At 32.0% G+C, this 21,507-nt stretch carries 21 protein-coding genes, 1 tRNA gene and 2 pseudogenes; 13 read left to right on the plus strand and 11 right to left on the minus strand.

All coding sequences use genetic code 11. From position 1 onward, the window contains the following. Positions 1-13: 13 nt before the first annotated feature. From AB3H90_RS14120 to AB3H90_RS14130, 3 genes are read left to right on the plus strand one after another with little or no spacing between them, the layout of a single operon-like run. Positions 14-436: an ImmA/IrrE family metallo-endopeptidase gene (locus AB3H90_RS14120; protein ID WP_081127329.1), complete on the plus strand. Its 423-nt coding sequence runs from the start codon at positions 14-16 to the stop codon at positions 434-436. A gap of 29 nt (positions 437-465) precedes the next feature. Continuing rightward, the gene (locus AB3H90_RS14125) at positions 466-666 is read left to right on the plus strand and encodes a hypothetical protein (RefSeq protein ID WP_368016906.1); all 201 of its coding nucleotides are present in this window, start codon (positions 466-468) and stop codon (positions 664-666) included. A 54-nt stretch (positions 667-720) separates the two neighbouring features. After that, positions 721-1,350: a hypothetical protein gene (locus AB3H90_RS14130; RefSeq protein WP_368016907.1), complete on the plus strand. Its 630-nt coding sequence runs from the start codon at positions 721-723 to the stop codon at positions 1,348-1,350. A 224-nt stretch (positions 1,351-1,574) separates the two neighbouring features. Here the strand turns inward: AB3H90_RS14130 and AB3H90_RS14135 are convergent, their stop codons facing one another. Next, positions 1,575-2,264, minus strand: a complete 690-nt coding sequence (locus AB3H90_RS14135) for a hypothetical protein (protein WP_368016908.1) — start codon at positions 2,262-2,264, stop codon at positions 1,575-1,577. Between the two features lie 121 nt (positions 2,265-2,385). On the opposite strand from AB3H90_RS14135, the gene AB3H90_RS14140 reads away from it, so the two are divergent. After that, positions 2,386-3,534, plus strand: coding sequence for a site-specific integrase (locus AB3H90_RS14140; protein ID WP_081127324.1), 1,149 nt, complete (start codon positions 2,386-2,388; stop codon positions 3,532-3,534). Between the two features lie 106 nt (positions 3,535-3,640). Here the strand turns inward: AB3H90_RS14140 and AB3H90_RS14145 are convergent. Both AB3H90_RS14145 and AB3H90_RS14150 read right to left on the minus strand, forming a co-directional pair. Further along, a tRNA-Ser gene (locus tag AB3H90_RS14145) sits at positions 3,641-3,728 on the minus strand. Positions 3,729-3,924: 196 nt separating this feature from the next. Continuing rightward, positions 3,925-4,491: a TetR/AcrR family transcriptional regulator gene (locus AB3H90_RS14150; RefSeq protein ID WP_010737811.1), complete on the minus strand. Its 567-nt coding sequence runs from the start codon at positions 4,489-4,491 to the stop codon at positions 3,925-3,927. A gap of 254 nt (positions 4,492-4,745) precedes the next feature. On the opposite strand from AB3H90_RS14150, the gene AB3H90_RS14155 reads away from it, so the two are divergent. The 4 genes from AB3H90_RS14155 (at position 4,746) to AB3H90_RS14170 (ending at position 9,284) form a co-directional block, all read left to right on the plus strand. Next, positions 4,746-6,074: a DUF1576 domain-containing protein gene (locus AB3H90_RS14155; RefSeq protein WP_368016909.1), complete on the plus strand. Its 1,329-nt coding sequence runs from the start codon at positions 4,746-4,748 to the stop codon at positions 6,072-6,074. Further along, positions 6,043-6,378: a hypothetical protein gene (locus tag AB3H90_RS14160; RefSeq protein WP_368016914.1), complete on the plus strand. Its 336-nt coding sequence runs from the start codon at positions 6,043-6,045 to the stop codon at positions 6,376-6,378. Before AB3H90_RS14155 ends, AB3H90_RS14160 begins: the two co-directional genes overlap by 32 nt. Positions 6,379-6,792: 414 nt before the next feature. Then, positions 6,793-7,389 (plus strand): TVP38/TMEM64 family protein, encoded by a 597-nt coding sequence (locus tag AB3H90_RS14165; RefSeq protein ID WP_010737813.1) that lies wholly within the window; start codon positions 6,793-6,795, stop codon positions 7,387-7,389. A gap of 92 nt (positions 7,390-7,481) precedes the next feature. Next, positions 7,482-9,284 (plus strand): glycerophosphoryl diester phosphodiesterase membrane domain-containing protein, encoded by a 1,803-nt coding sequence (locus AB3H90_RS14170; protein ID WP_368016910.1) that lies wholly within the window; start codon positions 7,482-7,484, stop codon positions 9,282-9,284. A 224-nt stretch (positions 9,285-9,508) separates the two neighbouring features. Here the strand turns inward: AB3H90_RS14170 and AB3H90_RS14175 are convergent, their stop codons facing one another. Beyond that, positions 9,509-9,727 carry a hypothetical protein gene (locus AB3H90_RS14175; RefSeq protein ID WP_010737815.1) on the minus strand — a complete coding sequence of 73 codons (219 nt, stop codon included), beginning with the start codon at positions 9,725-9,727 and terminating at the stop codon, positions 9,509-9,511. A gap of 456 nt (positions 9,728-10,183) precedes the next feature. Here AB3H90_RS14175 and AB3H90_RS14180 point away from each other — a divergent pair, with 456 nt between their 5' ends. Next, the gene (locus AB3H90_RS14180; RefSeq protein WP_010718765.1) at positions 10,184-10,333 is read left to right on the plus strand and encodes a hypothetical protein; all 150 of its coding nucleotides are present in this window, start codon (positions 10,184-10,186) and stop codon (positions 10,331-10,333) included. Between the two features lie 91 nt (positions 10,334-10,424). On the opposite strand, the gene AB3H90_RS14185 is transcribed toward AB3H90_RS14180, so the two are convergent. Next, complete coding sequence (locus AB3H90_RS14185; protein WP_368016911.1) at positions 10,425-12,209, minus strand: glucosyltransferase; 1,785 nt, start codon at positions 12,207-12,209, stop codon at positions 10,425-10,427. A gap of 466 nt (positions 12,210-12,675) precedes the next feature. Here AB3H90_RS14185 and AB3H90_RS14190 point away from each other — a divergent pair, with 466 nt between their 5' ends. Together AB3H90_RS14190 and AB3H90_RS14195 are read left to right on the plus strand one after the other, a co-directional pair. Next, positions 12,676-13,521 carry a hypothetical protein gene (locus tag AB3H90_RS14190; protein ID WP_368016912.1) on the plus strand — a complete coding sequence of 282 codons (846 nt, stop codon included), beginning with the start codon at positions 12,676-12,678 and terminating at the stop codon, positions 13,519-13,521. A gap of 568 nt (positions 13,522-14,089) precedes the next feature. Further along, positions 14,090-14,362 carry a hypothetical protein gene (locus AB3H90_RS14195; RefSeq protein ID WP_010737819.1) on the plus strand — a complete coding sequence of 91 codons (273 nt, stop codon included), beginning with the start codon at positions 14,090-14,092 and terminating at the stop codon, positions 14,360-14,362. Between the two features lie 213 nt (positions 14,363-14,575). Here the strand turns inward: AB3H90_RS14195 and AB3H90_RS14200 are convergent, their stop codons facing one another. From AB3H90_RS14200 to AB3H90_RS14210, 3 genes are all read right to left on the minus strand, one after another. Further along, entirely contained in the window at positions 14,576-14,989 is a 414-nt protein-coding gene (locus tag AB3H90_RS14200; RefSeq protein WP_010718761.1) for a DUF4231 domain-containing protein, read from the minus strand. A 1,482-nt stretch (positions 14,990-16,471) separates the two neighbouring features. Beyond that, complete coding sequence (locus AB3H90_RS14205) at positions 16,472-17,164, minus strand: DNA-directed RNA polymerase subunit omega (RefSeq protein ID WP_081123338.1); 693 nt, start codon at positions 17,162-17,164, stop codon at positions 16,472-16,474. 414 nt (positions 17,165-17,578) lie between these two features. Then, positions 17,579-17,911, minus strand: a complete 333-nt coding sequence (locus AB3H90_RS14210; RefSeq protein WP_010718759.1) for a putative quinol monooxygenase — start codon at positions 17,909-17,911, stop codon at positions 17,579-17,581. Positions 17,912-18,002: 91 nt separating this feature from the next. On the opposite strand from AB3H90_RS14210, the pseudogene AB3H90_RS14215 reads away from it, so the two are divergent. Then, positions 18,003-18,199 (plus strand): annotated as a pseudogene (locus AB3H90_RS14215) (DUF5960 family protein); the annotation flags it as partial. Between the two features lie 555 nt (positions 18,200-18,754). Here AB3H90_RS14215 and bsh read toward each other — a convergent pair. After that, the gene (gene bsh / locus AB3H90_RS14220) at positions 18,755-19,729 is read right to left on the minus strand and encodes a choloylglycine hydrolase (protein ID WP_002295271.1); all 975 of its coding nucleotides are present in this window, start codon (positions 19,727-19,729) and stop codon (positions 18,755-18,757) included. A gap of 162 nt (positions 19,730-19,891) precedes the next feature. Between bsh and AB3H90_RS14225 the strand changes: the two genes are divergently transcribed. Further along, positions 19,892-20,149: a hypothetical protein gene (locus tag AB3H90_RS14225; protein ID WP_176581853.1), complete on the plus strand. Its 258-nt coding sequence runs from the start codon at positions 19,892-19,894 to the stop codon at positions 20,147-20,149. Positions 20,150-20,380: 231 nt separating this feature from the next. Here AB3H90_RS14225 and AB3H90_RS14230 read toward each other — a convergent pair whose 3' ends face one another. Further along, positions 20,381-20,812, minus strand: a complete 432-nt coding sequence (locus tag AB3H90_RS14230; protein WP_368016913.1) for a DUF4231 domain-containing protein — start codon at positions 20,810-20,812, stop codon at positions 20,381-20,383. A 250-nt stretch (positions 20,813-21,062) separates the two neighbouring features. After that, positions 21,063-21,507: pseudogene (locus AB3H90_RS14235) on the minus strand (N-acetylmuramoyl-L-alanine amidase); the annotation flags it as partial.

The raw sequence follows: 21,507 nt of genomic DNA on the forward strand, positions 1-21,507 counted from the left end.
GAGTGCGATGTTTATGTATTTACCTCAAATTGATAAAAAAATTAATAAACTGGTAAAACTATATCAAACACGCAATCCTTTTAGAATTGCACGAGAATTGAAGATACTAGTTTTAGAAGAAGATTTGGGAGAAATTTATGGTTACTATAGTAAATTAAAACAAATAAAAATGATCCACATAAATTCTAACTTAGATGAAATGGGAAAATGGATAACTTGTAGTCATGAATTAGGCCACTGTGTTTTACATTCAAATGAAAACACACCTATGTTGTCTAAAAAAACGCTAGTATCCGAATTAAAAATTGAAAAAGAGGCAAACTATTTCGCAACTCATCTGACTATTGATCCAAAATTGGACGGCTTTGATCATATGACAAAATATGAAAAGCTCGTTTGCTTTGGATTACCAGATGAATTCGATCGTTACTTGTGAATTATAATACAACGTAAGGAGAATTTTATATGAAAATAGGACCACGAAAACCGAGTATAAAAAAATCTATCAGCGCTAGAACTACTGGTAAAGCAAAAAGAGCTGTGAAAAAAGCAGTAATTCCTGGTTACGGTAAAAAAGGATCGGGATGGATCAAAGATCCCAAAAAGGCTGCTTACAACAAAGTTTACAAGAGAACTTCGTTTAGTTTTTGGGATTTATTCAAATAAGAGCATTAGAAAATATCAAGTAGATAAATAAAAGAGAATGGAGATATTAAAACTATGACTGAACCAGAAGCAGAAAACCATGTAAACCTAACCTTTAAAGATTATAGAGATGCAGTTATTGAGGCAGGAATCGGGTTAATCCCCTACGTTGGTGGAAGTATACAAACTCTTTATTTTGGCACTAAAAATGAAAAAAGATTCAAAAGAATAGAGTATTTTTATAAACAGTTGGCAAACAGAATGAAGTCATTAGAAGAATTTGATTTAGATGGTGAAAATTCAGAACAGTTAGTTGGAATAATAGAAACTATACATGACGAAATTGAAAAATCAAAATCACATGATAAAATAGTGTACTTTGTTAATGCTTATAAAAATCTTTTGCTCGGTACAAAACAGCATAATCAAGATATTGACGAGCTATACGTTGACATTCTTTCAAAAGTAACAAGAATAGAAATTGAAATTTTAGCATTGTATATGCGAAATGGAGGTAAGCGTGGTATTCCAAATATACCTAGTGTAGATCAAATGTTAGTATTAGGTTCCTTAAACAGATTGAGCGATTTTGGTCTGTTAAACCGGCATTTAGAAGGACTGACTGTAGGTGGAGACGGTAGACAAAGTTACACATTTTCTCTTTCAAATCTTGGTCTTTCTTTTGGCCAATATATTCTACACTAATACTGCATGTAGCATCATGACTCGTTATAATTTATGTTTGAACAAAAAATCACGTCCCCTCCCTCATCAAAGTTTGTGGACGTGATAAAAAATGGAGCCTTAATAGGCTTCTTTACGCTGTCTATTGTATCAGAGAAAGAGAGGGAATGCATCCATGATTTTCGCTTCACGTGAAACCCGTACTATAAAAACTGGCGAGAAAAGAAATGATGGCAAAAAAGGACCTACTCCCTTACCAGCTCGTCCTCAACCTCGCCCATAGGAACAATGTAAAGTTTTACTCGTTTTTCATAATCAACAAGAATGTTTATATCGTATTTCTGAAATAATTTTTCAACATCTTCAATCGTCTTTGTAAGCTCTGGCTCTTTAGGAGCATACAATAACAGTTCATTGTATTCATCTATATCATATTGATAGACATTTAGATAACCAGAAGCTATATACTTACCATCAAAATCAAAGAGATAAATATATTTTAATTTTTTTCCATCTAGGGCCTCATCTCGAATTGGTTTTCTAGTAAATGGCAGTTTATTATTTTTTGTACGAAGTTTATTGAACCATTCGAAAAAGGAACTAAGTACTTTAGGGAAAATATATACTCCTAGAACTAAGATTAAGACAAAGCTTATAACTGCCGTAACAGTCGTTAACCAAGCAAAATCTAAGTGTGGTAGGATATTCTTCAAAATTTGTTGCATTATCCAATAGATCGACCAATTTAGAATAGATAAAAACGACACGATGGCTGTCTTTTCTTCTTTTTTTGCATTTGACAAAACTAACAAATCATTACTTTTCAAAAGGAAATACGTAAAATATCCTGTGATAACAGATTGGAACAGTGCAGTTAAAATATTGAAGTTGTTGAAAAGCATATATTCACCTCTAGTTGGCTGGAGTTTTTTCAATCAATTATAACACAATATCATCTACTGTACGAATACACATTCCAAAACGAGCATATCATTTTAAGGAGGTGATGCCAGCTATTTTAGTCCGAACACTTACCCGAGCGAAAGGACGAAAAAAATGGCAACATTCGAACAATACAAAAAGAAAAACGGTAAAAAATTGTGGAAGTTTCAAACTTATTTGGGAGTAGATCCCTTGACTGGCAAACAAGTTAGAACTACACGAAGAGGTTTTAAAACAAAAAAAGAAGCTCAATTAGCGCTGACCAAACTGCAATTGGAATACGAAAATAATGGTCTAAATAAGTCTAAAGAGTTAACTTTTCAAGAAGTATACGATCTATGGATCGTAAATTATGAGCAAACAGTAAAAGAAAGTTCTTTCGTTAAAACAAAAGAACAGTTTGCGAATCATATATTACCAGCATTTGGTGCTCTTAAAATCAACAAAATATCGATTGATATAGCTCAAAAGTTCGCTAATGAAAAGGTAAAAAAATTTGTGTTGTATAGAGAATTCATCAATAATGCTTCGCGTATATGTGATTATGCTATTAAATTAGGATATCTACAAGATAATCCCTTTAAAAAAATCACAGTTCCGAAAAGGAAGGTCTCTATTCATGAAGAAGATACTTTAAACTTTTTTAGTAAAGAAGAACTAGAAATTTTTTTGAAATCAGTAGAAAAGAAAAAAGATATTCGTATATATTCTTTTTTTCGGACACTAGCCTTCACAGGGATGCGCGTAGGCGAGCTCTTAGCTCTCACATGGAAAGATATTGATTTTAACGATAATTATATCAAGATAAATAAAACTCTCGCCAGAGGAAAAAATAGACGCCTTTATGTAGAGCAACCTAAAACCAAAAATTCTAAGCGAGATATACCAGTCGATGATGAAACTATGAACATCTTGAAGAAATGGCGATTAGAACAAAGAAAATGGTTGTTAACATTGGGAATTAATACGTTAAGCAAAAATCAACTGGTATTTTCTAACCGGAAAAACGAATATCTCCAATTATCTAAGCCTCGTAAATGGTTAGAAGTGATTATCAAACAAAATAATCTTAAACGTATTACTATTCATGGTCTTAGACATACACATGCTAGTTTACTTTTAGAAGCCGGTGCAAATATTAAGGACGTACAAGAACGTTTAGGCCACTCGTCTATTCAAATCACTATGGATCTATATATCCACATTACAGATAAACGAAAAGAAAAAACAGCAGCGCAATTCGCAAAATATATCGGTATTTAAGCAGATCGTATTCAAAGACGTATTCAAACAAAAAAACAGAGGCGAAAACATTGCAAGCAAATGCCTGTATATCAATGTTTTCGCCTCTATTATGAAATGTTATATAAGGAAGGTACAGGATTTGAACCTGCGCGCCGGTATTAGCCGGTTCGCCGGATTTCGAGTCCGGTGCATTACCACTCTGCCAACCTTCCATACCTATTATTTTTAAACTTTTTTTAGTAAAAAGTCAAGCCTATTTCCCGATAGAAATCAAAAACCGGCATATTTATTTTATGAGAAGACAAAAAAACACAAGAATCATTTTCTGCTCCTTCTTAAATAGTGCCCAATGTGAAGTAAGAAAGAGTATTGGAATGAACCTTGTGTTATCACACTTCATAAGTAGATCTAACTAATTGTTTCAGGATTTTCTAAAGAAAGAATAGAATCAATCGTTCGCTTGATGAACGAAATAATTTGTTCTTCAGTTGGGTGCATGATGTTTGAAGACATTAAAGATGCGATTCCGGTAACTGCAACCCAGGTTCCAGTGTGTAATGCATCAACGTATTCATCTGACAACTGGTTGTATCGATGATCTTGTTTGACGATTTCACGGAAATAGTTATAAGAAAAATCATGCATTTTTTGTCCATCGCCATGTTCGTCGATATATAATGCCATGTAAAGACTATGATGTTTTTTTGCAAAGTAGATATAGTTTAATCCTAGGTCAATAATTTTATCTCCAGTACGTTCAACTGGAAAAACATTTTCTTTGAGTTGTTCAAAAATTGAGTCTAATAAAGTATTTTTTAGATCCTCCATGTTTTTGAACTCTAAATAAATAGGTTGTGTGGATATACCCATTTTTTTAGCAATATTTCTCGCAGTAAACCCTTTAAAACCTTCCTTTGCAACAACATCATAAGCAGCTTTTAGAATTTGATCTTTAGTATAGACTTTTCTTCTCATTAAAACTCCCCCACTTCTTACTGCAGTATATGTTGTTTTATTGTAACCGATATACACAGTTTTTGGCAAATAATTTACTCAAAACGTTATATTTTAAGTTTTTTTCTTATTTATTTTTAACAATGATACAATATTATTTAAGAATAAACAAAAATACTGTTTCCCCTTACAAAAATTGATTTTTCTGTAACTGTTAGTTGACCAAAAGATTTCTTTCACGTTATAGTTAAAGAAAACGACAAAGAAGGTATGTAATGGTTAATAAAAACGACGTTATTTATATTCACCCCATCAAAAAAAAGCCATCTCAAAAAAATAAGTATTTTTATTTAACATTTACTGGCTTGTTTTTTCTAATAATCGGACTTGTTTCTGGACATCCGGTTGAAACTATTGAGGGACTCAACAATATCCTTACTTCTCCTAGTAATCTGATGACCGATTATTTGGCAATAGGTGGTTTTGGAAGCGCATTTATCAATGTTGGTGTCCTGACTTTGTTGTCCGTACTTCTTTGCTATCATCATAAAGTCTATCTAAATGGACTAATCTTTGCTTCTGTATTAACCGTCACAGGCTTTTCTTTTTTTGGAAAAAATCTGTATAACTCTCTTTCCATTATTTTGGGTGTCTATCTCTATGCACGTTTTGTACATAAACCATTTTCACAGTATATTATGGTTGGCTTATTTGCTAGTGCCTTGTCACCTGTAGTTAGTTATATCACTTTCGGTATGAACTTACCATTGGGCTTAGGTATTTTATTTGGTAATCTGACTGGTATACTCGTTGGTTTTTTACTCCCTCCTTTGGCATCGCATACCCTTATTTTTCATCGTGGATTCAATTTGTATAATATTGGTTTTACTTCTGGATTGATCGCCATGGTCGTGGCTGGTATCCTTCGGTTATTTGATTTTTCAATTGAAGTTCAATCGTTCGTTTCAACAGGCTACCATCAAGAACTTACATTAGTCATTTTTCTTTTTTTTAGTTTAACTACGCTATTTGGTCTTTTTATTAATTCATGGAAGCTCACTGGTTTACATGACATTTTTCAAACTTCAGGAAAAGTAACTACTGATTTTATGGCGATCTCAAGTATCGGTGCCACCTTACTAAACATGGGGTTAGTAGGGCTGATGCTTTCCATCTATGTTCTTCTTATTGGTGGTGAATTCAACGGCCCGATTATTGGTGCAATCCTATCTTCAGTTGGATTCAGTGCCTTTGGTTGTCATCTAAAGAACAGTTTCCCCATACTTATAGGGATTTATCTTGCTTCATATCTGGCTACTATCCATGATGCCTCTCAAACAACAATGATCGTAGCAGCGATATTTGGTACTGCACTTGCTCCTATTAGTGGTTTTTATGGTAGTATTTTTGGTATTTTGGCTGGATTTTTGCATATTGTCTTAGTCCATAACGTCAGTGCATTACATGGCGGATTAAGCCTATATAATAGTGGATTCTCAACTGGATTCGTTGCAGGTTTTCTTGTACCGATCTTAGACAGCCTGACTGTTGGCAGAAAGGAAAAGAATGGCATTGGAAAAAGAATTATCAAAAAGACTCATTAGTGAATTTTTAACCTATCTTTATTCTCACGAGATCACTGAAATAAGGATTGGGCTAGAATCAACACCCGAAGGATTATATATTGAAATTCAAGGAACTTGTTATTCTCCTCCTTCTGATTTGCATGAGTTAGCGGAAATGCTCAATGAACCAAGAAATCCTACTATGGATCTATATTACCAAGAGCTTGGAAATGTTTTTCTGGATCAATCAGATTTCCGATTACTTGGAAGTCTGATTGATGATGTGGAACTCATGTACGAACTTCCCATCTTAAATATAAAAGTATTTAGACGAATCCTTTGATTCAACAGGCTTAGTGAAAAGACAAAATGAGACACTGATTTTCACTCCCCTGAGATATTCCCTTTAGCTTTCATATAGTTATGGCGTTCAGAGTATTCTATCCACGTAAGTATGCTAGAAACGCAGAAGAGGTAAAGCAAAAACTTCTTCTTTTAGTTTCCTCAGCTTATTTTAAAGATTTAATACTTGAACGCCGATTTTTCATTTAATAGAGGATATTTTTTCCTAAAACTACAGGCACAAAAATAATACTTCAAATACATCTTTAGTTGGATGTTTTTGAATCGTTTTTAAATTATACTTATTACAACTTACAAAATTGTTTGATAACTGTCATTTAAAATAGTGGCACAAAGAGTCACTAATAAAGTACATTAGTAATATAAGAAAACGTATCAAAGGAGTTGATAGACGTTGAACATTGCGGCATCACGGAAATTGATCAATTTTATATCTATCATTGGATTAGTAATTTCGATAGGCTTAACGATTTATTTTATCAATTTGGGTGTATTTAAAGATTTAAATTCTTTAAGAGGATTAGTTGGAGATTCAATTATCTTAGGTCCTATCATTTTCATCTTAATCCAAATCCTGCAAGTTGTTATTCCAATCATTCCTGGAGGGATAAGTACAGCAGCCGGTGTATTAATTTTTGGACCTTATGCTGGTTTTATTTATAATTATGTAGGAATTTGTATCGGTTCGATCATCATTTTTTTACTTGGTCGGCGGTATGGTAAACCATTTATTTTATCTATGGTCAGTGACAAGACGTATAACAAGTATGTTGGTTGGCTCGATAACCAGAATCGCTTTGAAAAGTTATTTGCTTTAGCAATTTTTCTACCAGTGGCCCCTGATGATGCGCTTTGTTTAATGGCTGGTCTAACAAATATTTCTGTAAAAAAATATACTTGGATCATTTTATTGGCGAAACCCCTCTCGATTTTCTTATACAGCATGGCTTTGATTTATGGTGGGCATTTCTTAAGTGGATTACTAGGATAGTTTATTATAAGTGGGCGTACTGCGTTAAGTATTTGCGCAATCTGTCCACTTATTTTTATTTTTACGTTATAATATTTATGGTAGGTGATTGAATGTTAATTTATTTAAAAAGAAGTTTAGGAAATGCTTGGGACTTTCTTAAAGGAACTCAAGCATATTTTCGTGATGTTTTGATTATGCATTTATTTATTTTATTTATTTGTTTACCCTTATTGAATAGTACGACCAGATTCATCTTGAATCGAGGAGCCATTGATTATATATCTAGTGATAATATCTCTACGATCCTTTCACAGCACCCAGGTGTCTTATTGTCTTTGACTGCTGTCTTACTAACTATCTTACTCCTAGTTTATTTTGAGTTTACTTTTTTATTGATGAGTGTTTACTTTATTAAGAAACAAACACCTATCTCGTTGAAACAGTTACTTCAAGCAACGTTTCGTCAATTAAAAAAAATACGCCCATTGACTTTTCTTTTTTTCTTAGCTTATTTCGTACTTATTTTACCGATTAGTGGGTTAAGTTTTAATTCTGATTTACTATCTAAAGTCAAAATCCCAGCTTTTATCATGGATTTTATTTTTACTAATCGTTGGATCGTGGTTAGCAGCTTCATTCTGTTTTATATCTTTTTAGCTTACATTGGTATCCGTCTCATTTTTGCCTTACCAGAAATGATTCTACGTGATCGACCATTTAAACAAGCGGTTAGAGAAAGTTGGTATTTAACCAAATCACGTTTTTTTGCAATCCTTGGACAGTTCATCATTATTGGTGGTAGTATTTTACTCATTTCATTTGCCGGCTATTTAATTGTGCTCCTCGCACAAATAATTGTAGAACAATTTTTCCCTAATTATTCATTGATTAGCGCTGTTTTTGCAATGACGATTCTTCAAGCTATCCTTTTATTCAACATCGTTATGTCAACAGTCGGAATTTTTTACATTATTATTGATTTCATGGATGATGAAGGTTTTCTTCCTGAGACTCCTAACTGGTTTCGTTTAGAATCTCCTAACAAACGTTTTTCTGTTCTTAAAAATACAAGCTTAGTTTTATTTGCTGTATTTTTTGGTGTAGGTGTTTGTCTCTACAATATGGATTATTTGACTTCTGCTTCTCAAACGAAACCTGTAACGATTTCTCATCGTGGTGTCAGTGGAGGTAACAGTGCCCAAAATACTTTAGCTGCTTTAGAAAAAACAAGTCGTACCTACCATCCTGATTATGTGGAGATGGATGTACAAGAAACCAAAGATGGTCAATTCGTTGTCATGCATGATTTTAACTTAAAAAAATTAACAGGGATAAATAAAGCACCACAAGATCTAACCTTGAAAGAATTAGAAAAGTTAAAAGTAACTGAAAACGGTGCGAAAGAACCTGTCGTTTCCTTTGATACTTATTTAAAGAGAGCCAATGAATTAAATCAAAAACTTTTAATCGAAATCAAAAATTCAAAAAATGATTCTAAAGATATCGTTGATCGCTTTGTCAAAAAATATGAAGAAAACATTTTAACTCATCAGCATATTCTACAAAGTCTTACGTATCAGACGGTATCTGATCTGAAAAATGCCAATCCTAATTTTTATGTAGGTTACATCCTACCATTCAATATTGTTGGACCACCAGTTACTCCGGCTGACTTTTTGACGATGGAGTATAGTACGATCAATCGGAATTTTATTGATTCAGCTCATCAAGATGGTAAAAAAGTGTATGTCTGGACGGTTAACGACTCAGATGGAATCAGTCGTATGATGTTTTATGGTGTTGATGGGATCATTACTGATCAAATGACTATCTTAAATGAAAATATCAAAGCAATGGATGAAGAGATCACCTATTCAGATAAATTATTGAATTTCGTTTTAGGTGTTGGTTAAAAAAAGAGCCCCATGGATTGAATCCATGGGGTTCTTTTTCAATTACTTTATCTTTCTCTCGCGCTTTTCACCGCACGAACCACTGCTAAGATTGCCGGAATAGCAGAAATAACTGCTAAAATAATGCCCATTTTACCTGAACTCTTTCTTTTTTGCATGTTTTTTCGCTCCCTTCTCTCTCCTCTAATTATAGAGAAGTTTACGATATTTCTCAAAAAAAGTGTTTATGAAACCAAAGCAGATTCTGCTACTGTATAAATTTCGTCCAGTTTAACTAGTAGACGAAACTTACTATCGTAAACAGCCAACCGATCTCTCTGATCATAGCTTTCTACAAAAATAACAGCCGTATTAGTATATGTACGTTCCACGCAACCAATCACTTCATAGTTCACTCCAATCGGTTTGCATATGTATGACTTGCCTATTTCTAATTTTAACATTTCTCAATTCCCTCCTTTATTTTGTTAATCTTTAATTTATAATAACAAAAAAAAGAAGATTTGAAAACGATTTATTGAATTTTTTTATATTTTTTCTTAGAATTACACGATTTCAATCTAGTTTCCCCTTTTTCTCACATAACTAATACCAAGATATAATTGTAATTTATAAGTGACAGATTTGTTTGAAACTGTTAGCCTTTTGTTCGTGTAAACCTCCGAAAAAGCATCTAAACTATTCTGTGAGGAGGGAATTTCATGATTGTTATTCAAGCTACTGTATTTATCCTGTTATTGATTGGATTGCTTATTGGACTCACAGAAAATTAAGAATCCCTTGTTGACATAGCAATTAATTGCGAAAAAAAAATAAGGGTGCTACACTGATTACAGGAAGGAAAATTTAACAGAAAATTCCAACCACAATTTACATTAATAAAAAAAGAGGTGACTTACATGACATTTACTAAAACAAATATTGAATACCGAGTTGCATTTGATACTGTATCCAATCAATTTATGGCAATTGATGCTACAAATGAAAACAACGTAGCATTTGGTATCACGATTGAACAAGCTGTCCGTGCATTAAATGAATCCAAATAAGGAGTGAATCATTTCTAATGACCGAAAACAACTCGGGATCGAAAAAAGAATAAAGACGTTTGCAACTAATACAGTTAGCAAACGTCTTTTATTATTTATTCAATTTGAGTTTGTACTTTATTTTCCCCCATGAAATTTTGCTGATTCCCAGAAAGATTAGAACCATCGCAATTTGCATGATTGGTACTCCTGCCCCCGTATACACACTTAGAAAATAATCTTTTTGCTCTGGCGAGTAGGAACAAAACCATGAAACCCCAAATAAAAATAAAAACTGGGTCAATATCAAACCACTAGTAATGACTAGTGCAGAACAATAAAAACCACGATCTTTTTTAGCATAGATTGAACCTAAGATCAAAAATAAAAATCCTAAAATCGCTAAACATAGAACAACACCACTTGTCTTTTGATAAATCGCAATCATAATATTAGAGATTTTCGCTGTTTTTGATAAAACTAAAATTGGCGGTTGTGGATCTTCACTATTAATCCAATTATTCAATAAAGGAACCCGCAAAAAGTTTTGCGCTGCTTCTACATCCGCATGGGTTCCAAAACTGTAATTCCCTCCTTGATGAAAATCTTTGTAAAATAAATTGTCACTATAAGCTGTCCTAAAAAAATCTAAGAGTACTGGAATATCCTCGGCAATCTTCCCATCTCCTGTACTCATTAAGTAGACTTCACGTTTCTTCTTCAAATCTCCCTTACGATAAGCAGCCCTTAACTCTTGATTGACTTGTTTCCAAAATTCATTGGTTTCTTTTGCGTTATTTTGATAGTAGCCAGACTCATTCAACACATCTCGCAGTGCCCAAAAAATAATGTCTCCCTTTAATTCCTTTACTTTTCCTGCCTGAGTCCAAGCATGTGTCGTATATAATTCTTTGATTCTAGCAGCTTCTTTAGCAAAAGCAGGTGACACAGCTAATGCTTTATTTAACGCTTCATGAGAAACCCAAATCCTACTGTTCTCTTTGTTTATGTTCGTTCCATCATCTATTCGAATCAAGTTCTTCATCAATTGAGCAAACTCTCCGCTCGTACGATCATTGACTACTGCAAGATGATAGACTTCTTCATTTTTATGCTTAATCATTTGGTTTGTCACGATAAAGCTGATCATAGGAAGAAAAAACAAACTAAGTTTGATCAGTTTTCTTCGATCAAAGGTAATTTGTGAAAGAAACTTTTCAACAGTTTTCGTTGGTCTAAAATCCACTCCTAATAAAATCTGAACAAAACTAATGATTAAGGCTGCCAGAACAAACGGCAACAACCAGAGTGAATCTTCGCGAATATACCAGTAAAATGGAAAGATTAGAGACAACAAGAAAAACCAAGGTAAAATAGTTTTTGTTGCACGATATTTACGATAATAAATAGCTAATAAACAAGCAACGATAATTACGACAGATGGAATTACAATGGCGTTTCGATAAATACGTGTCGAATATTCATGGGTAAAACCGATTGGTGAAAATAAAAAAAAGACATAGATAAAAAACAAGATACTATTCTTTTTAACGATCGGCTGTACACTCAGTGTAATCAGCACGCTAGCTAAAATATTAAACCCACCTAATAATAGCGAGTATGGTAGCTGAATTTTATTGGCAAAAGCTAAAAATAAGCTATAAGAAATACCTTTTGATAAAGTTTTAGCATTGTACTCTCCTAACCACTGCCCGTCCACTAAATTACGGGCATAATGAATAAAAAGCTGGTCATCATAGCTAGCTGTCATATCGATGCTGTAAGTCGCTTTGTAATAGAGATAAAGACGTATTAGTGTAAGAATTAGAGCGATACCACAAATAAAATAAAGTTGTTTTTGCCTAACATACTGAAGCATTTCCTTTACTCTATCCATGTACCCTAACCTTTCCTCCGCCTTTCTTCTTGATACTAATCATATTTGATAATTTATTTTTAACCAATTCACTCAACTCCTTATTCAATAAGCCTCTAATAAGTATAGCAAAAATTCATTTCATTGATATTAACCTTAAAAGATTCTTATTAACTTGTTTGATTGCTTTTTTAGCAGGTTCTAAGCGTTAAAAACAAGAATTATACTGTACTAACTTAATGACTGATCTTTTCCACTTTGTAACTATCGTAATCTGCTGTTGTGCAAATCATTTCCTTTATATATCTATTTTTATCAATAGGTGATCAAAAATTCACATTTTTTATTTTGTAATTTAATTTTTAGATAAAAAACAACTTTGTATATCTTTAGGGAAGTATTACAGAATGATATATTTTTTTATTAGGAGGTTTATTTCTTTCATTCCTACATGGAAGGAAAATATTTTTATTTTTGGAGGAAAAAAATGGGAACTTTTTTAGTGTTAGTAGGTTTAATTGGTATTTGTTGGGGGTTAGTAGGACTGATTCGATCATTTTTCAAAAAAGGGAATAAAAAACGGAACTTTATTATTATAGGAACAGCATTTATTCTTATGATTTTCGGAGCGTCTATCTCTCCTACCAGTCATTCCGATAGTTCAAAAGCAAGCACACAATCTGAAAAAAAGATCGAAACAAAAAGAACATCAAGTACTTCTAGTGAAGAGCAGCTGAAACAAAAAGCTGAACGTAAAGAAAAACAAAAACTTGAAGCTGAGCGTAAGAAACAAGAAGAAGAAAAACAAAAACTTGAGGCTGAGCGCAAAAAACAAGAAGAAGAAAGACAGAAACTTGAGGCTGAGCTCAAAAAACAAGAAGAAGAAAAACAGAAAATTGAAGCTGAGCGTAAAGCACAAGAAGAACGTCAAAAACAAGCTGAAAATGAAGCAACAACAGCACTATCACAAGCTGAAGCTCATCCAACTAGAGAAAACTATAATTCAGCAGCTACTTTAATCCAGGCTATTCCAAACGGCAATCAACACTTGTCTGCTCGACTAGCTACAGTAGATGCAACGATCAAAGCAAATGAGGCAGCTGAAGCAGAACGACAACGGCAAGCTGCGGCCGCACAAGAACAAGCCAATCAAGTTGCAGCAGCACAAACACCGCAACAAAACAACGAACAAACGGTTTATATTGCTCCAGATCATGGTACAAAATATCATTTAAATCCGAACTGTTCGGGACTTAACAACGCAAATTCTGTCGTAGCTATCTCGCTGCAAGAGGCCCAAGCACGTGGATATACGTTGTGTAAGCGAGGTTAATCTAAAATAATAAAATGAACTGTGACAGCAATGTCTAGCTCTGATAACTAAGCCGGAGAATCCGAAAATAGTCTCTACTATTTTGGACTCTCCGGCTTATTTCAAGGAGTTGATGCTTGAACACCGTGAATCAGAGGTTGTGAAAAGAGCGTTTTGACCTGAGCGCTCACCAAGTAAAAACTGCGACGAGTAATCGCAGGAGCATTAAGGATGAAAATCTCGAAACAGCTCCTCATGTTTTGAGATTTTTTGACTTATCGCCGAAGGTCAGCTCTTTGAACACCGTTTATCCATTTTCAAAGCACAATGTAAGATTTTTCTCCCTAATTTATTTTTTATTGTGAACATTTCCGGTGTCCGGTCTCTCCTAACTTTACTTAAGCATGGTCATAAAAAAAACAGAAAAATTTTACAGCCATTTTCCTGATATTAATAGTCGGATATTAGCTTAAATACCATAAATTTTTTTACGTTTCTCCTTTACAAAAGGAACGTTTGTTCGTATAATGCTATTAAAGAATATTTACGGATTGGCATCCTCGAAATCGCTCATAAGGGAGAGTCCACAATGATTAAGAAATATGGCACAGTAACAAAAATAAAAATACTACAAATTGGGGCTCGTCCCTTGATAAGATTTAGCTTGAATGATACGAACTGTTTAATCGCTGGTCATGGTTTAAACTTTCTTGCTGAAGTAGATGAAGGAATGAAATTAGTAATCAGTGGCTATTATAATCAAAGAAACCAATTGGTCGTCAAAGAATATCATGTGCTCGGTCCCACGAAAATACTGATTGATTTTAAAAAAATCAAGAAAGAATTTATTGGTAAAAAATAAAAATTGGTTTTGAAGTATATAACTCCCGTCTAAAAAAATCAGAACTTTTTTGTAAAAGAAAAAAGGTATCCATCTGTCTCAGCGAGTAGGTTTGGATACCTTTTTAAATCAGCAAAATTAGGTTTATTTTTTATTTATACATAAATGCTGTTCTAGGATTACTTGTTGTTCCTATCTCTTTGGTACCTTTCTATCTTTAAACGGAAGATATGGTTAATTGCTTACTTGATTAAAGTCAGAAATGATATCATTCAACTCCGTTTGAAGTGTCGAAACAATCAAATGAAAATTTTCTTCATCCGTTTTATCATATGGGGATGTTTTTGTTACATAAAGTAGCTTCTCGTTTTCTATTTTCATTAGAACCTGTGTTGCGGTTTGTACTTTGTTTTGATAATTAAACGCAGACATTCCACTTTGAATAATCGTTATGATTGCGGAAGCAATCGAAACGACTAATAACAAAGACTTATGATCAGATGCCTCGTGAATTAAAATAGGGATAGCAGCAGATAATACGATTTTTATAATATTCCCTATGCCAATGATTCTATTATACGATTGAATATCTTTTTTTAATTTATTAATTGTAGAATCAATCGATTCAATAAACGCTTTTTGATCCATATCATTTCTCCATTCACTTTATTAAAATTTGGTCGTAAAACTATTATAATTGGATTTACCTATGTTTCAGCTAATTACAAATCAAAAAAATGGCTATTAAATAACAATTATTATTTTATCAAAATAATGATATATTTGTCAATGATAGTATTCGTGCACGGATAAAAGCTATTGAAAAGATCTGAACAAAGATTTAATCATTACAGACGACATAAAAATCACATTTGATGTATGCTCACAATCTCTGACCAACCGAGCAAAGTAAGCTTGATTGATTTAAAAAATTAAAACTGTGAATACTATTGCCCACAGAATTGACAAATGTGCCCATCTCTCCCCTAACTGTCCATAATGGTAGCTATGTGTAAGCAGTGCCTAACCGAAAAGTTGGCATGAAGCATGAAGATATAAGTCATAAAGATATCTCTATTATTCAACTATAGGATCAAGTGTCATATGAAAGTATTGAACGAACTTCGATAAGTCCAATGACTATATCAATAATCAACAACGAAAATTTTCTGGACAAAATATTTCTCTGCCAACAAACCAAAAAAGGATGGCTATAATTAGCCATCCTTTTTTATAAATACCTCAATGAGTATCACTTTTCATTTTAAAGGCAAATTGTTTTGGATAATTATTTTTAATAATTACCTAAAACTCCTTATCTTAAAGACGTTCGTTCAATTCTTTGGCAAGGTCTTCAAAGCCTGGTTTGCCTAGGAGTGCGAACATGTTTTTCTTGTATCATGTGTACATTTATTACTTTTTTTCTCTTTTGTACCGTTAGAAAACGCTGAAATATCAGTATTTTATCTATCTCCTGCTTTTTCCATCTTTTCTGGTTTTTAATATCACTATCACCAAAACTATCACTAGTTTTTCTATTATTTTTACTTTTTTATATGCATATTGAAACCGGAGTTAGAACAATTAATATAAGAACGAAAAAAACTCAGCCAAGAATGATTGGTTGAGGTCTTTAGCTACTCAAAGTCAGATTTGAATCTTTCGGTTTTAAATTTAGCAAAGGATTTAATGAAATCATTGATTTAATCTCTAAAGGCACAATTTCACATCTCATATTATTTTTCCTTATTTGTAAAATTTTTTCTAGGTATTCTCTACATATATACCTCCGATTTGTAAGTAACGTTAATGGTATAGAGATACCACTTAAGACAAATAACCGATCACAATCCACCAGAACTGGCATGCGAAATGGCGATTTAATTCTAGAAGTCTCTTTATTTGGTAAAATTTCAAATCTATTTAAAGGTGGAAGACCTTTTTTAATATGTTTTAGTCTTTTTGAAGTACAAACAAAAAGAGCTTTCCCCGTTTCCTGTCGTTCAGCAAAAATATAAATATGTACTTCCCCTCCATTTTGAGAGGAGATATTTTTGTAGAATATTCAAATAAAAATTATTTAGCAACAAAATACTATTTTGTTAAAGAAATTTAAACTAAAAAATACATCTATTTTCCTGTATGTTCAGTCACGATTTCTTGTGATCTATTTGCTGTGTCTTCTACATCGCTTTTGGCTTTTTCCAGTTTTTCAATATAATTATTCAAATTACTGTTTTCTGATTGCTCTTTTTCTAGTTTTTGTTGAGTACTTTGCAATTGGTTTTTAATAGTATTTTTTTCATTTGACAATTGATTAATTTGTTGATTTAAACTATTAACAGTATTTTGAGCATCATTAAATTTATTTTGTTCTGTTTGTAAACGATTATTCCAATCAGTGTTTAATTGATTTATTTCAGCTATTTTTTGATTTATTTCATCAATTTTAGCATTGATTTCATTTTGTTTACCTTGCAATTCAGCATTTTTTCCTGATAATTGATTCTCTAAATTTGTTTTATCTATAGTTAATTGATTTTTCTCATTTTCCAAAGTCAACACTTTTTGTTTATATTCTTCAACGTTAGCCTTTACTTGCTCAAGTTCTTGATTATTTGAAGATAATCGTGAATTTAAACTACTAATATTTTGCTCTTTATTTTCTAGTGCTTTATCTAATGACTCCAAATTATGATTGATTTGTTCAATATTATCTTCTCCACCCCATAACAAAATATCATCGGCAAAGTTTTTCCCTGCGATCCCTGCTAACACTAATCCACCTATAATTAATCCACTTACTACAATTTTCTTATTCATATCACCATTCTCCTTAACACAAACTGAACAAATTATAGTTAATGATTTCACAATCAGTCAATTTAAATATGTATTTTTTTATTTTATTTTTATAAATCTTTTTCTTAATTCGGATAAAGTCAGATGTAACTGCATACAAACATTATTTTTAAAACATTGTATTAATTAATTTAAAATTAGATACAGTTATTAAATTCACATAAAAAAGTCTACTCTTTCGGATAGACCAAAACATCTAACACATTTATTTTACCAATTTAAGAGATTATATATTCTATATTTTTGAAATAAAAAAATACCCGAAGGTGTATAAAAAATGGTTTAGTTATAGATAAATTAACTTAAGAGTACTGTTACTACAAGTGTTCTTCTCACTCTAAAGGAAAAACTATCCTATCAAATAAAATAAGCACATTATTTTCTTATAAAAGCGGAGTCTTTTGCGGAAATATTTTTTATATCTGTTACATATCTTTCAACTTTCATATGCAAATCATATTTTTCTCTAAGTTTAGTAATATGAGCCATCATCGGAGATTCATGATGTTTGTCTAGTGCATCTTGATCTGTCCAACTATCAATTAGAAGAATTGTGTCCTCATCATTCATTGAAAAAAAGTATTCATATTTAATATTGCCTTTTTCTGCACGGATATCTTCTACAACTCCAGTTGAAACCATCTCTTTTGCAAATTTTTTCGCATTTCCATTTGTACCACTATAATAAATGTTCACAGTAATAGCCATTTCTTTACCTCCTTGTATATTTATCTATCCTTATATACCCTGTAGGACTCGAACCTACGACAGGACGGTTATGAGCCGTCTGCTCTGACCATTAGCAATAGAAGATAGCTTATTAATTAATCTCTATTTTTCCAATAAAAACTACTTTAAAATCCCTGCTGCGAAAACGAGAATGAAGAAAGATGTATATTTGATATCGTGACGAATGTGTCAGACGCACGGAGCGGTCATCGGCGTTATGACTATATAAAGTATACTTTCGTTGATCCAGAAAGGTATAAAGATTAAAGTAGGCTACCTAAAAAGGTAGCCCGGAACGGATTTTATCACCATACTTATAAAAGGAGATATTTTTAAGTTAGTATTAAGATTGTGTAATATGATGATATCTATATTTTATAGTATCAGTGCTATAAAACCAAAAATAAGTCACTAATTAACTACCACTCCAATTATAAGTCTTTTTCCCATTATTTTTTATAGTTATATGGTATGCTTTTTAATGGCTTCAAATATAAAAGAGTTTAAAGCGTAATACACTTAAGGGAAGTGGTTTGGGGTGCGCTTTAAACTCTTCTTTATTATTATCTCACAGCATGCTTAAAAGGTCTATGGATTAAGTTATGTAAAAAAGTGCCTCTTTAAACGTCCTAAAATCCAAACAAGGATAGCATAATATACACTATTGTTGATCCAGAAAACAGGTAAATAAATTTTGCAAAAGCAATAAGTTAAAAACATTACAAAAAAGACAAGGATATCACATCAAGAAAAAATGTTTTGAAAATATCTTTGCCTTTTTTGTATTATATCTATATTAAATAATCAATCACAACACATTAACTAATTTATATATTTAATTTGTTGTTTTTCTATAATTGGATAACTAATTAACTTATGACTATCTAAGTCTTCTTTATTCATATCAATTGCAGTAATTTGACTGTCTTCATATGTTCGATAATAATAGATTCCTTTGTCAACATTGCAACAAGAAGAATAAATTGTATATTCATATTTTCCATCACCAACATCACACAAACCTTTTTGTTGTTCTACTGAACCTAAGATATGGAAAAATTGACTAATACTTTCTGACTCTGAATCTCCAGATACAGAATTCAGCTTCGTAAAAGTCGCTTTAACAAAACGAGATACTGAGGATAAATCTCCAGGCAAGCCTATCCCTCCCATACCGCGGCTATAGGCATTCAAACTTATTTGATTTGAAAAATTATTTTTAGGAGTTTCACTCGATAAGACACGATAATTGTTTAAATTAAATAATTGATAGTCAAATGAAGGATTATTGGTAAGAACGCCCACAGGGTTATCATATATATGAAGTCCATCTTTCATACTTTCAATGACAATTGATTTTTCTTTATCAGCTAATAGCCAATGTAAAGGGGATAAAGGAAGTTCATCACTATAATTTATATTTGCTAAATTGATATTTTTTAACAATTTTTTAGCTTCTCCTACTGTTGAGCATTGTCCTAAAATCCAAGGAATAAATTCAAAAGGAGATACATTGTCTTTCCCTTCTTGTATTTCTTTATAATCAGCATACCCAGAAAAATTTAGCCCAGCCATACTCAATCCTTTTTCATTTGTCGCATCGTAATAAAGAGGGTAGTCAGCTATACCAGCGGCAATACCAATCATTGCATAATGAGTATCCAAATCATTTACCTTTCGAAAATTCAACTTATAATTTCTTGGAGTAATAGTGACTACTTCATTGTAAGATATTTCATAATCAAAATTCCTTCCAAAATAATGATCACTTGTTACATAAGTAATAGACGTACACATAGTTTATTCCTCCTAAATATTTTTCTGTCCACGTTCATATTACTCCAAAGTTTTCCTCATTCCAAAAGAAAAGCACAGAATACACAAAGAAGCGTTTTTATTTGTATAAACTATATCAAAGTTCTATACTTAAATTATCAAATAAAAAGGACGTGAAGATAAATGTCACATTTAGAAAACAAAGAAGAAAAAGTTGTAAACAAAATTGTTTCTGTTGTCAATAAACTGGATAAAGAGTTAGACGAACTTGATACGTTATCTGAAAATCCAGAAAAAAAACATAACCTAAAAAAATGGTTAGTTGAACGAAAGGCTATTCATGAAATTAAAAAAGTTCTTCATGAAGCTGATAAATATGAAAAATATGATGAAAAAGAACTTGATAAAGAATTTAAAGAAATCAATGACTTATTACTATAATTGATTTATACGACTCATTTTTGAGTCGTCAGACTGCAAACAACACTCTAAATTTAGGAGTTTGTCTACAGTCTGAATAAATTTTAAATTTATTGTCCATAATGTTATTATGAATTTATAGCATTAAGAAAAGAGATAAGACTTTACATTTTTTTAGGAATGTAAAGTCTTATCTCTTTTCTTAATTGTACAATTAGTATTATCTGCACTACTTTCTAATTAAATAAATTTTTAGTTATTAACTTGATTAAAATCAGAGATAATATCATTTAATTCAGTTTGAAGGGTTGTAACGATTAAATGGAAATTTTCTTCATCTGTTTTATTATATGGGGATGTTTTCGTTATATATAACAACTTTTCTTTTTCAATTTTCATTAATAACTCTGTCGAAGTCTGTACTTTATCTTGATAATTAAATGCAGACATCCCACTTTGTATAATTGTAATTATTGCTGAAGCAATTGAAACAATCAATAATAAAGACCTGTGTTCGGAAGCCTGATCAATTAATATTGGGATACTAGCTGATAAGACTATTTTTATAATATTTCCGATACCAATTACTCTATTATAAAATCGAATTTCTTTTTTTAATCTATCGATTGTAGAATCAATAGATTCGATAATCGCTTTTTGATCCATCATTTTCTCTCCAATCATTTTATTAAAATCATTAACAAAAATATTATAATAGGATTTAAGTAAGTTCTAACTAATCACACATAAAAATAAAAAAACATTTGTATTTTATCAAAGTTTTATTATACTTGTCAATTTGTGTACATCCTAAAATATAAGCTATTTGTTTACTTCTGTAGAATATATACTTTCTTGTTAGATAAGTTGCACATGTTTATAGAATCTAAATAATAAATTTTTATGTACCGCCCCTCAAAGAGGGGGGAATTTTTTATCGTTGTGGAATATTTAAATACCAACGCTTGTCATGAAAATCTTGTGCTCCACCCTTAGTATTTCCTTCTGGATCGTTTGTCGCACGCATCATTACGTAAACTTTTTTATTAGGGAAGTTACGCATATTGAAAGATACATGATAACCAACATTTCCAGAAGTATTATAAGCTTGATTTACATCTGGTCTATATATTCCATCAACTTTTACTCGAGCTAATTCTTTCCCAGTATTGTAATCCATAATGAAGATATACTCGTATTTATAGTTAGCAATGTGCCATCCAGCTACATGCAAGTTTGCGTTTTCGATTTCTCCAAACTGATCAATGTGGGCGTAATTTGTTCCATCTGTCAGTGTAGGATTTGCTGCACCTGCTCTAGTTGGATCAATGACTGGTTTATCCTCCGAAGTAGTTGGATTATCATCCGTAAAACCATGA

The organism is Enterococcus sp. C63, from assembly GCF_040887215.1.
Classification (GTDB): Bacteria; Bacillota; Bacilli; order Lactobacillales; family Enterococcaceae; genus Enterococcus_B; species Enterococcus_B hirae.

What these genes read in the sequence shown, in the direction of transcription:
- AB3H90_RS14120 (WP_081127329.1), top strand. Translation starts at nt 14, where the DNA reads ATGTATTTACCTCAAATTGATAAAAAAATTAATAAACTGGTAAAACTA.
- AB3H90_RS14125 (WP_368016906.1), top strand. Translation starts at nt 466, where the DNA reads ATGAAAATAGGACCACGAAAACCGAGTATAAAAAAATCTATCAGCGCT.
- AB3H90_RS14130 (WP_368016907.1), top strand. Translation starts at nt 721, where the DNA reads ATGACTGAACCAGAAGCAGAAAACCATGTAAACCTAACCTTTAAAGAT.
- AB3H90_RS14140 (WP_081127324.1), top strand. Translation starts at nt 2,386, where the DNA reads ATGGCAACATTCGAACAATACAAAAAGAAAAACGGTAAAAAATTGTGG.
- AB3H90_RS14150 (WP_010737811.1), bottom strand. Translation starts at nt 4,491, where the DNA reads ATGAGAAGAAAAGTCTATACTAAAGATCAAATTCTAAAAGCTGCTTAT.
- AB3H90_RS14155 (WP_368016909.1), top strand. Translation starts at nt 4,746, where the DNA reads ATGGTTAATAAAAACGACGTTATTTATATTCACCCCATCAAAAAAAAG.
- AB3H90_RS14170 (WP_368016910.1), top strand. Translation starts at nt 7,482, where the DNA reads ATGTTAATTTATTTAAAAAGAAGTTTAGGAAATGCTTGGGACTTTCTT.
- AB3H90_RS14175 (WP_010737815.1), bottom strand. Translation starts at nt 9,727, where the DNA reads ATGTTAAAATTAGAAATAGGCAAGTCATACATATGCAAACCGATTGGA.
- AB3H90_RS14180 (WP_010718765.1), top strand. Translation starts at nt 10,184, where the DNA reads ATGACATTTACTAAAACAAATATTGAATACCGAGTTGCATTTGATACT.
- AB3H90_RS14185 (WP_368016911.1), bottom strand. Translation starts at nt 12,209, where the DNA reads ATGGATAGAGTAAAGGAAATGCTTCAGTATGTTAGGCAAAAACAACTT.
- AB3H90_RS14190 (WP_368016912.1), top strand. Translation starts at nt 12,676, where the DNA reads ATGGGAACTTTTTTAGTGTTAGTAGGTTTAATTGGTATTTGTTGGGGG.
- AB3H90_RS14195 (WP_010737819.1), top strand. Translation starts at nt 14,090, where the DNA reads ATGATTAAGAAATATGGCACAGTAACAAAAATAAAAATACTACAAATT.
- AB3H90_RS14200 (WP_010718761.1), bottom strand. Translation starts at nt 14,989, where the DNA reads ATGGATCAAAAAGCGTTTATTGAATCGATTGATTCTACAATTAATAAA.
- AB3H90_RS14205 (WP_081123338.1), bottom strand. Translation starts at nt 17,164, where the DNA reads ATGAATAAGAAAATTGTAGTAAGTGGATTAATTATAGGTGGATTAGTG.
- AB3H90_RS14210 (WP_010718759.1), bottom strand. Translation starts at nt 17,911, where the DNA reads ATGGCTATTACTGTGAACATTTATTATAGTGGTACAAATGGAAATGCG.
- bsh (WP_002295271.1), bottom strand. Translation starts at nt 19,729, where the DNA reads ATGTGTACGTCTATTACTTATGTAACAAGTGATCATTATTTTGGAAGG.
- AB3H90_RS14225 (WP_176581853.1), top strand. Translation starts at nt 19,892, where the DNA reads ATGTCACATTTAGAAAACAAAGAAGAAAAAGTTGTAAACAAAATTGTT.
- AB3H90_RS14230 (WP_368016913.1), bottom strand. Translation starts at nt 20,812, where the DNA reads ATGATTGGAGAGAAAATGATGGATCAAAAAGCGATTATCGAATCTATT.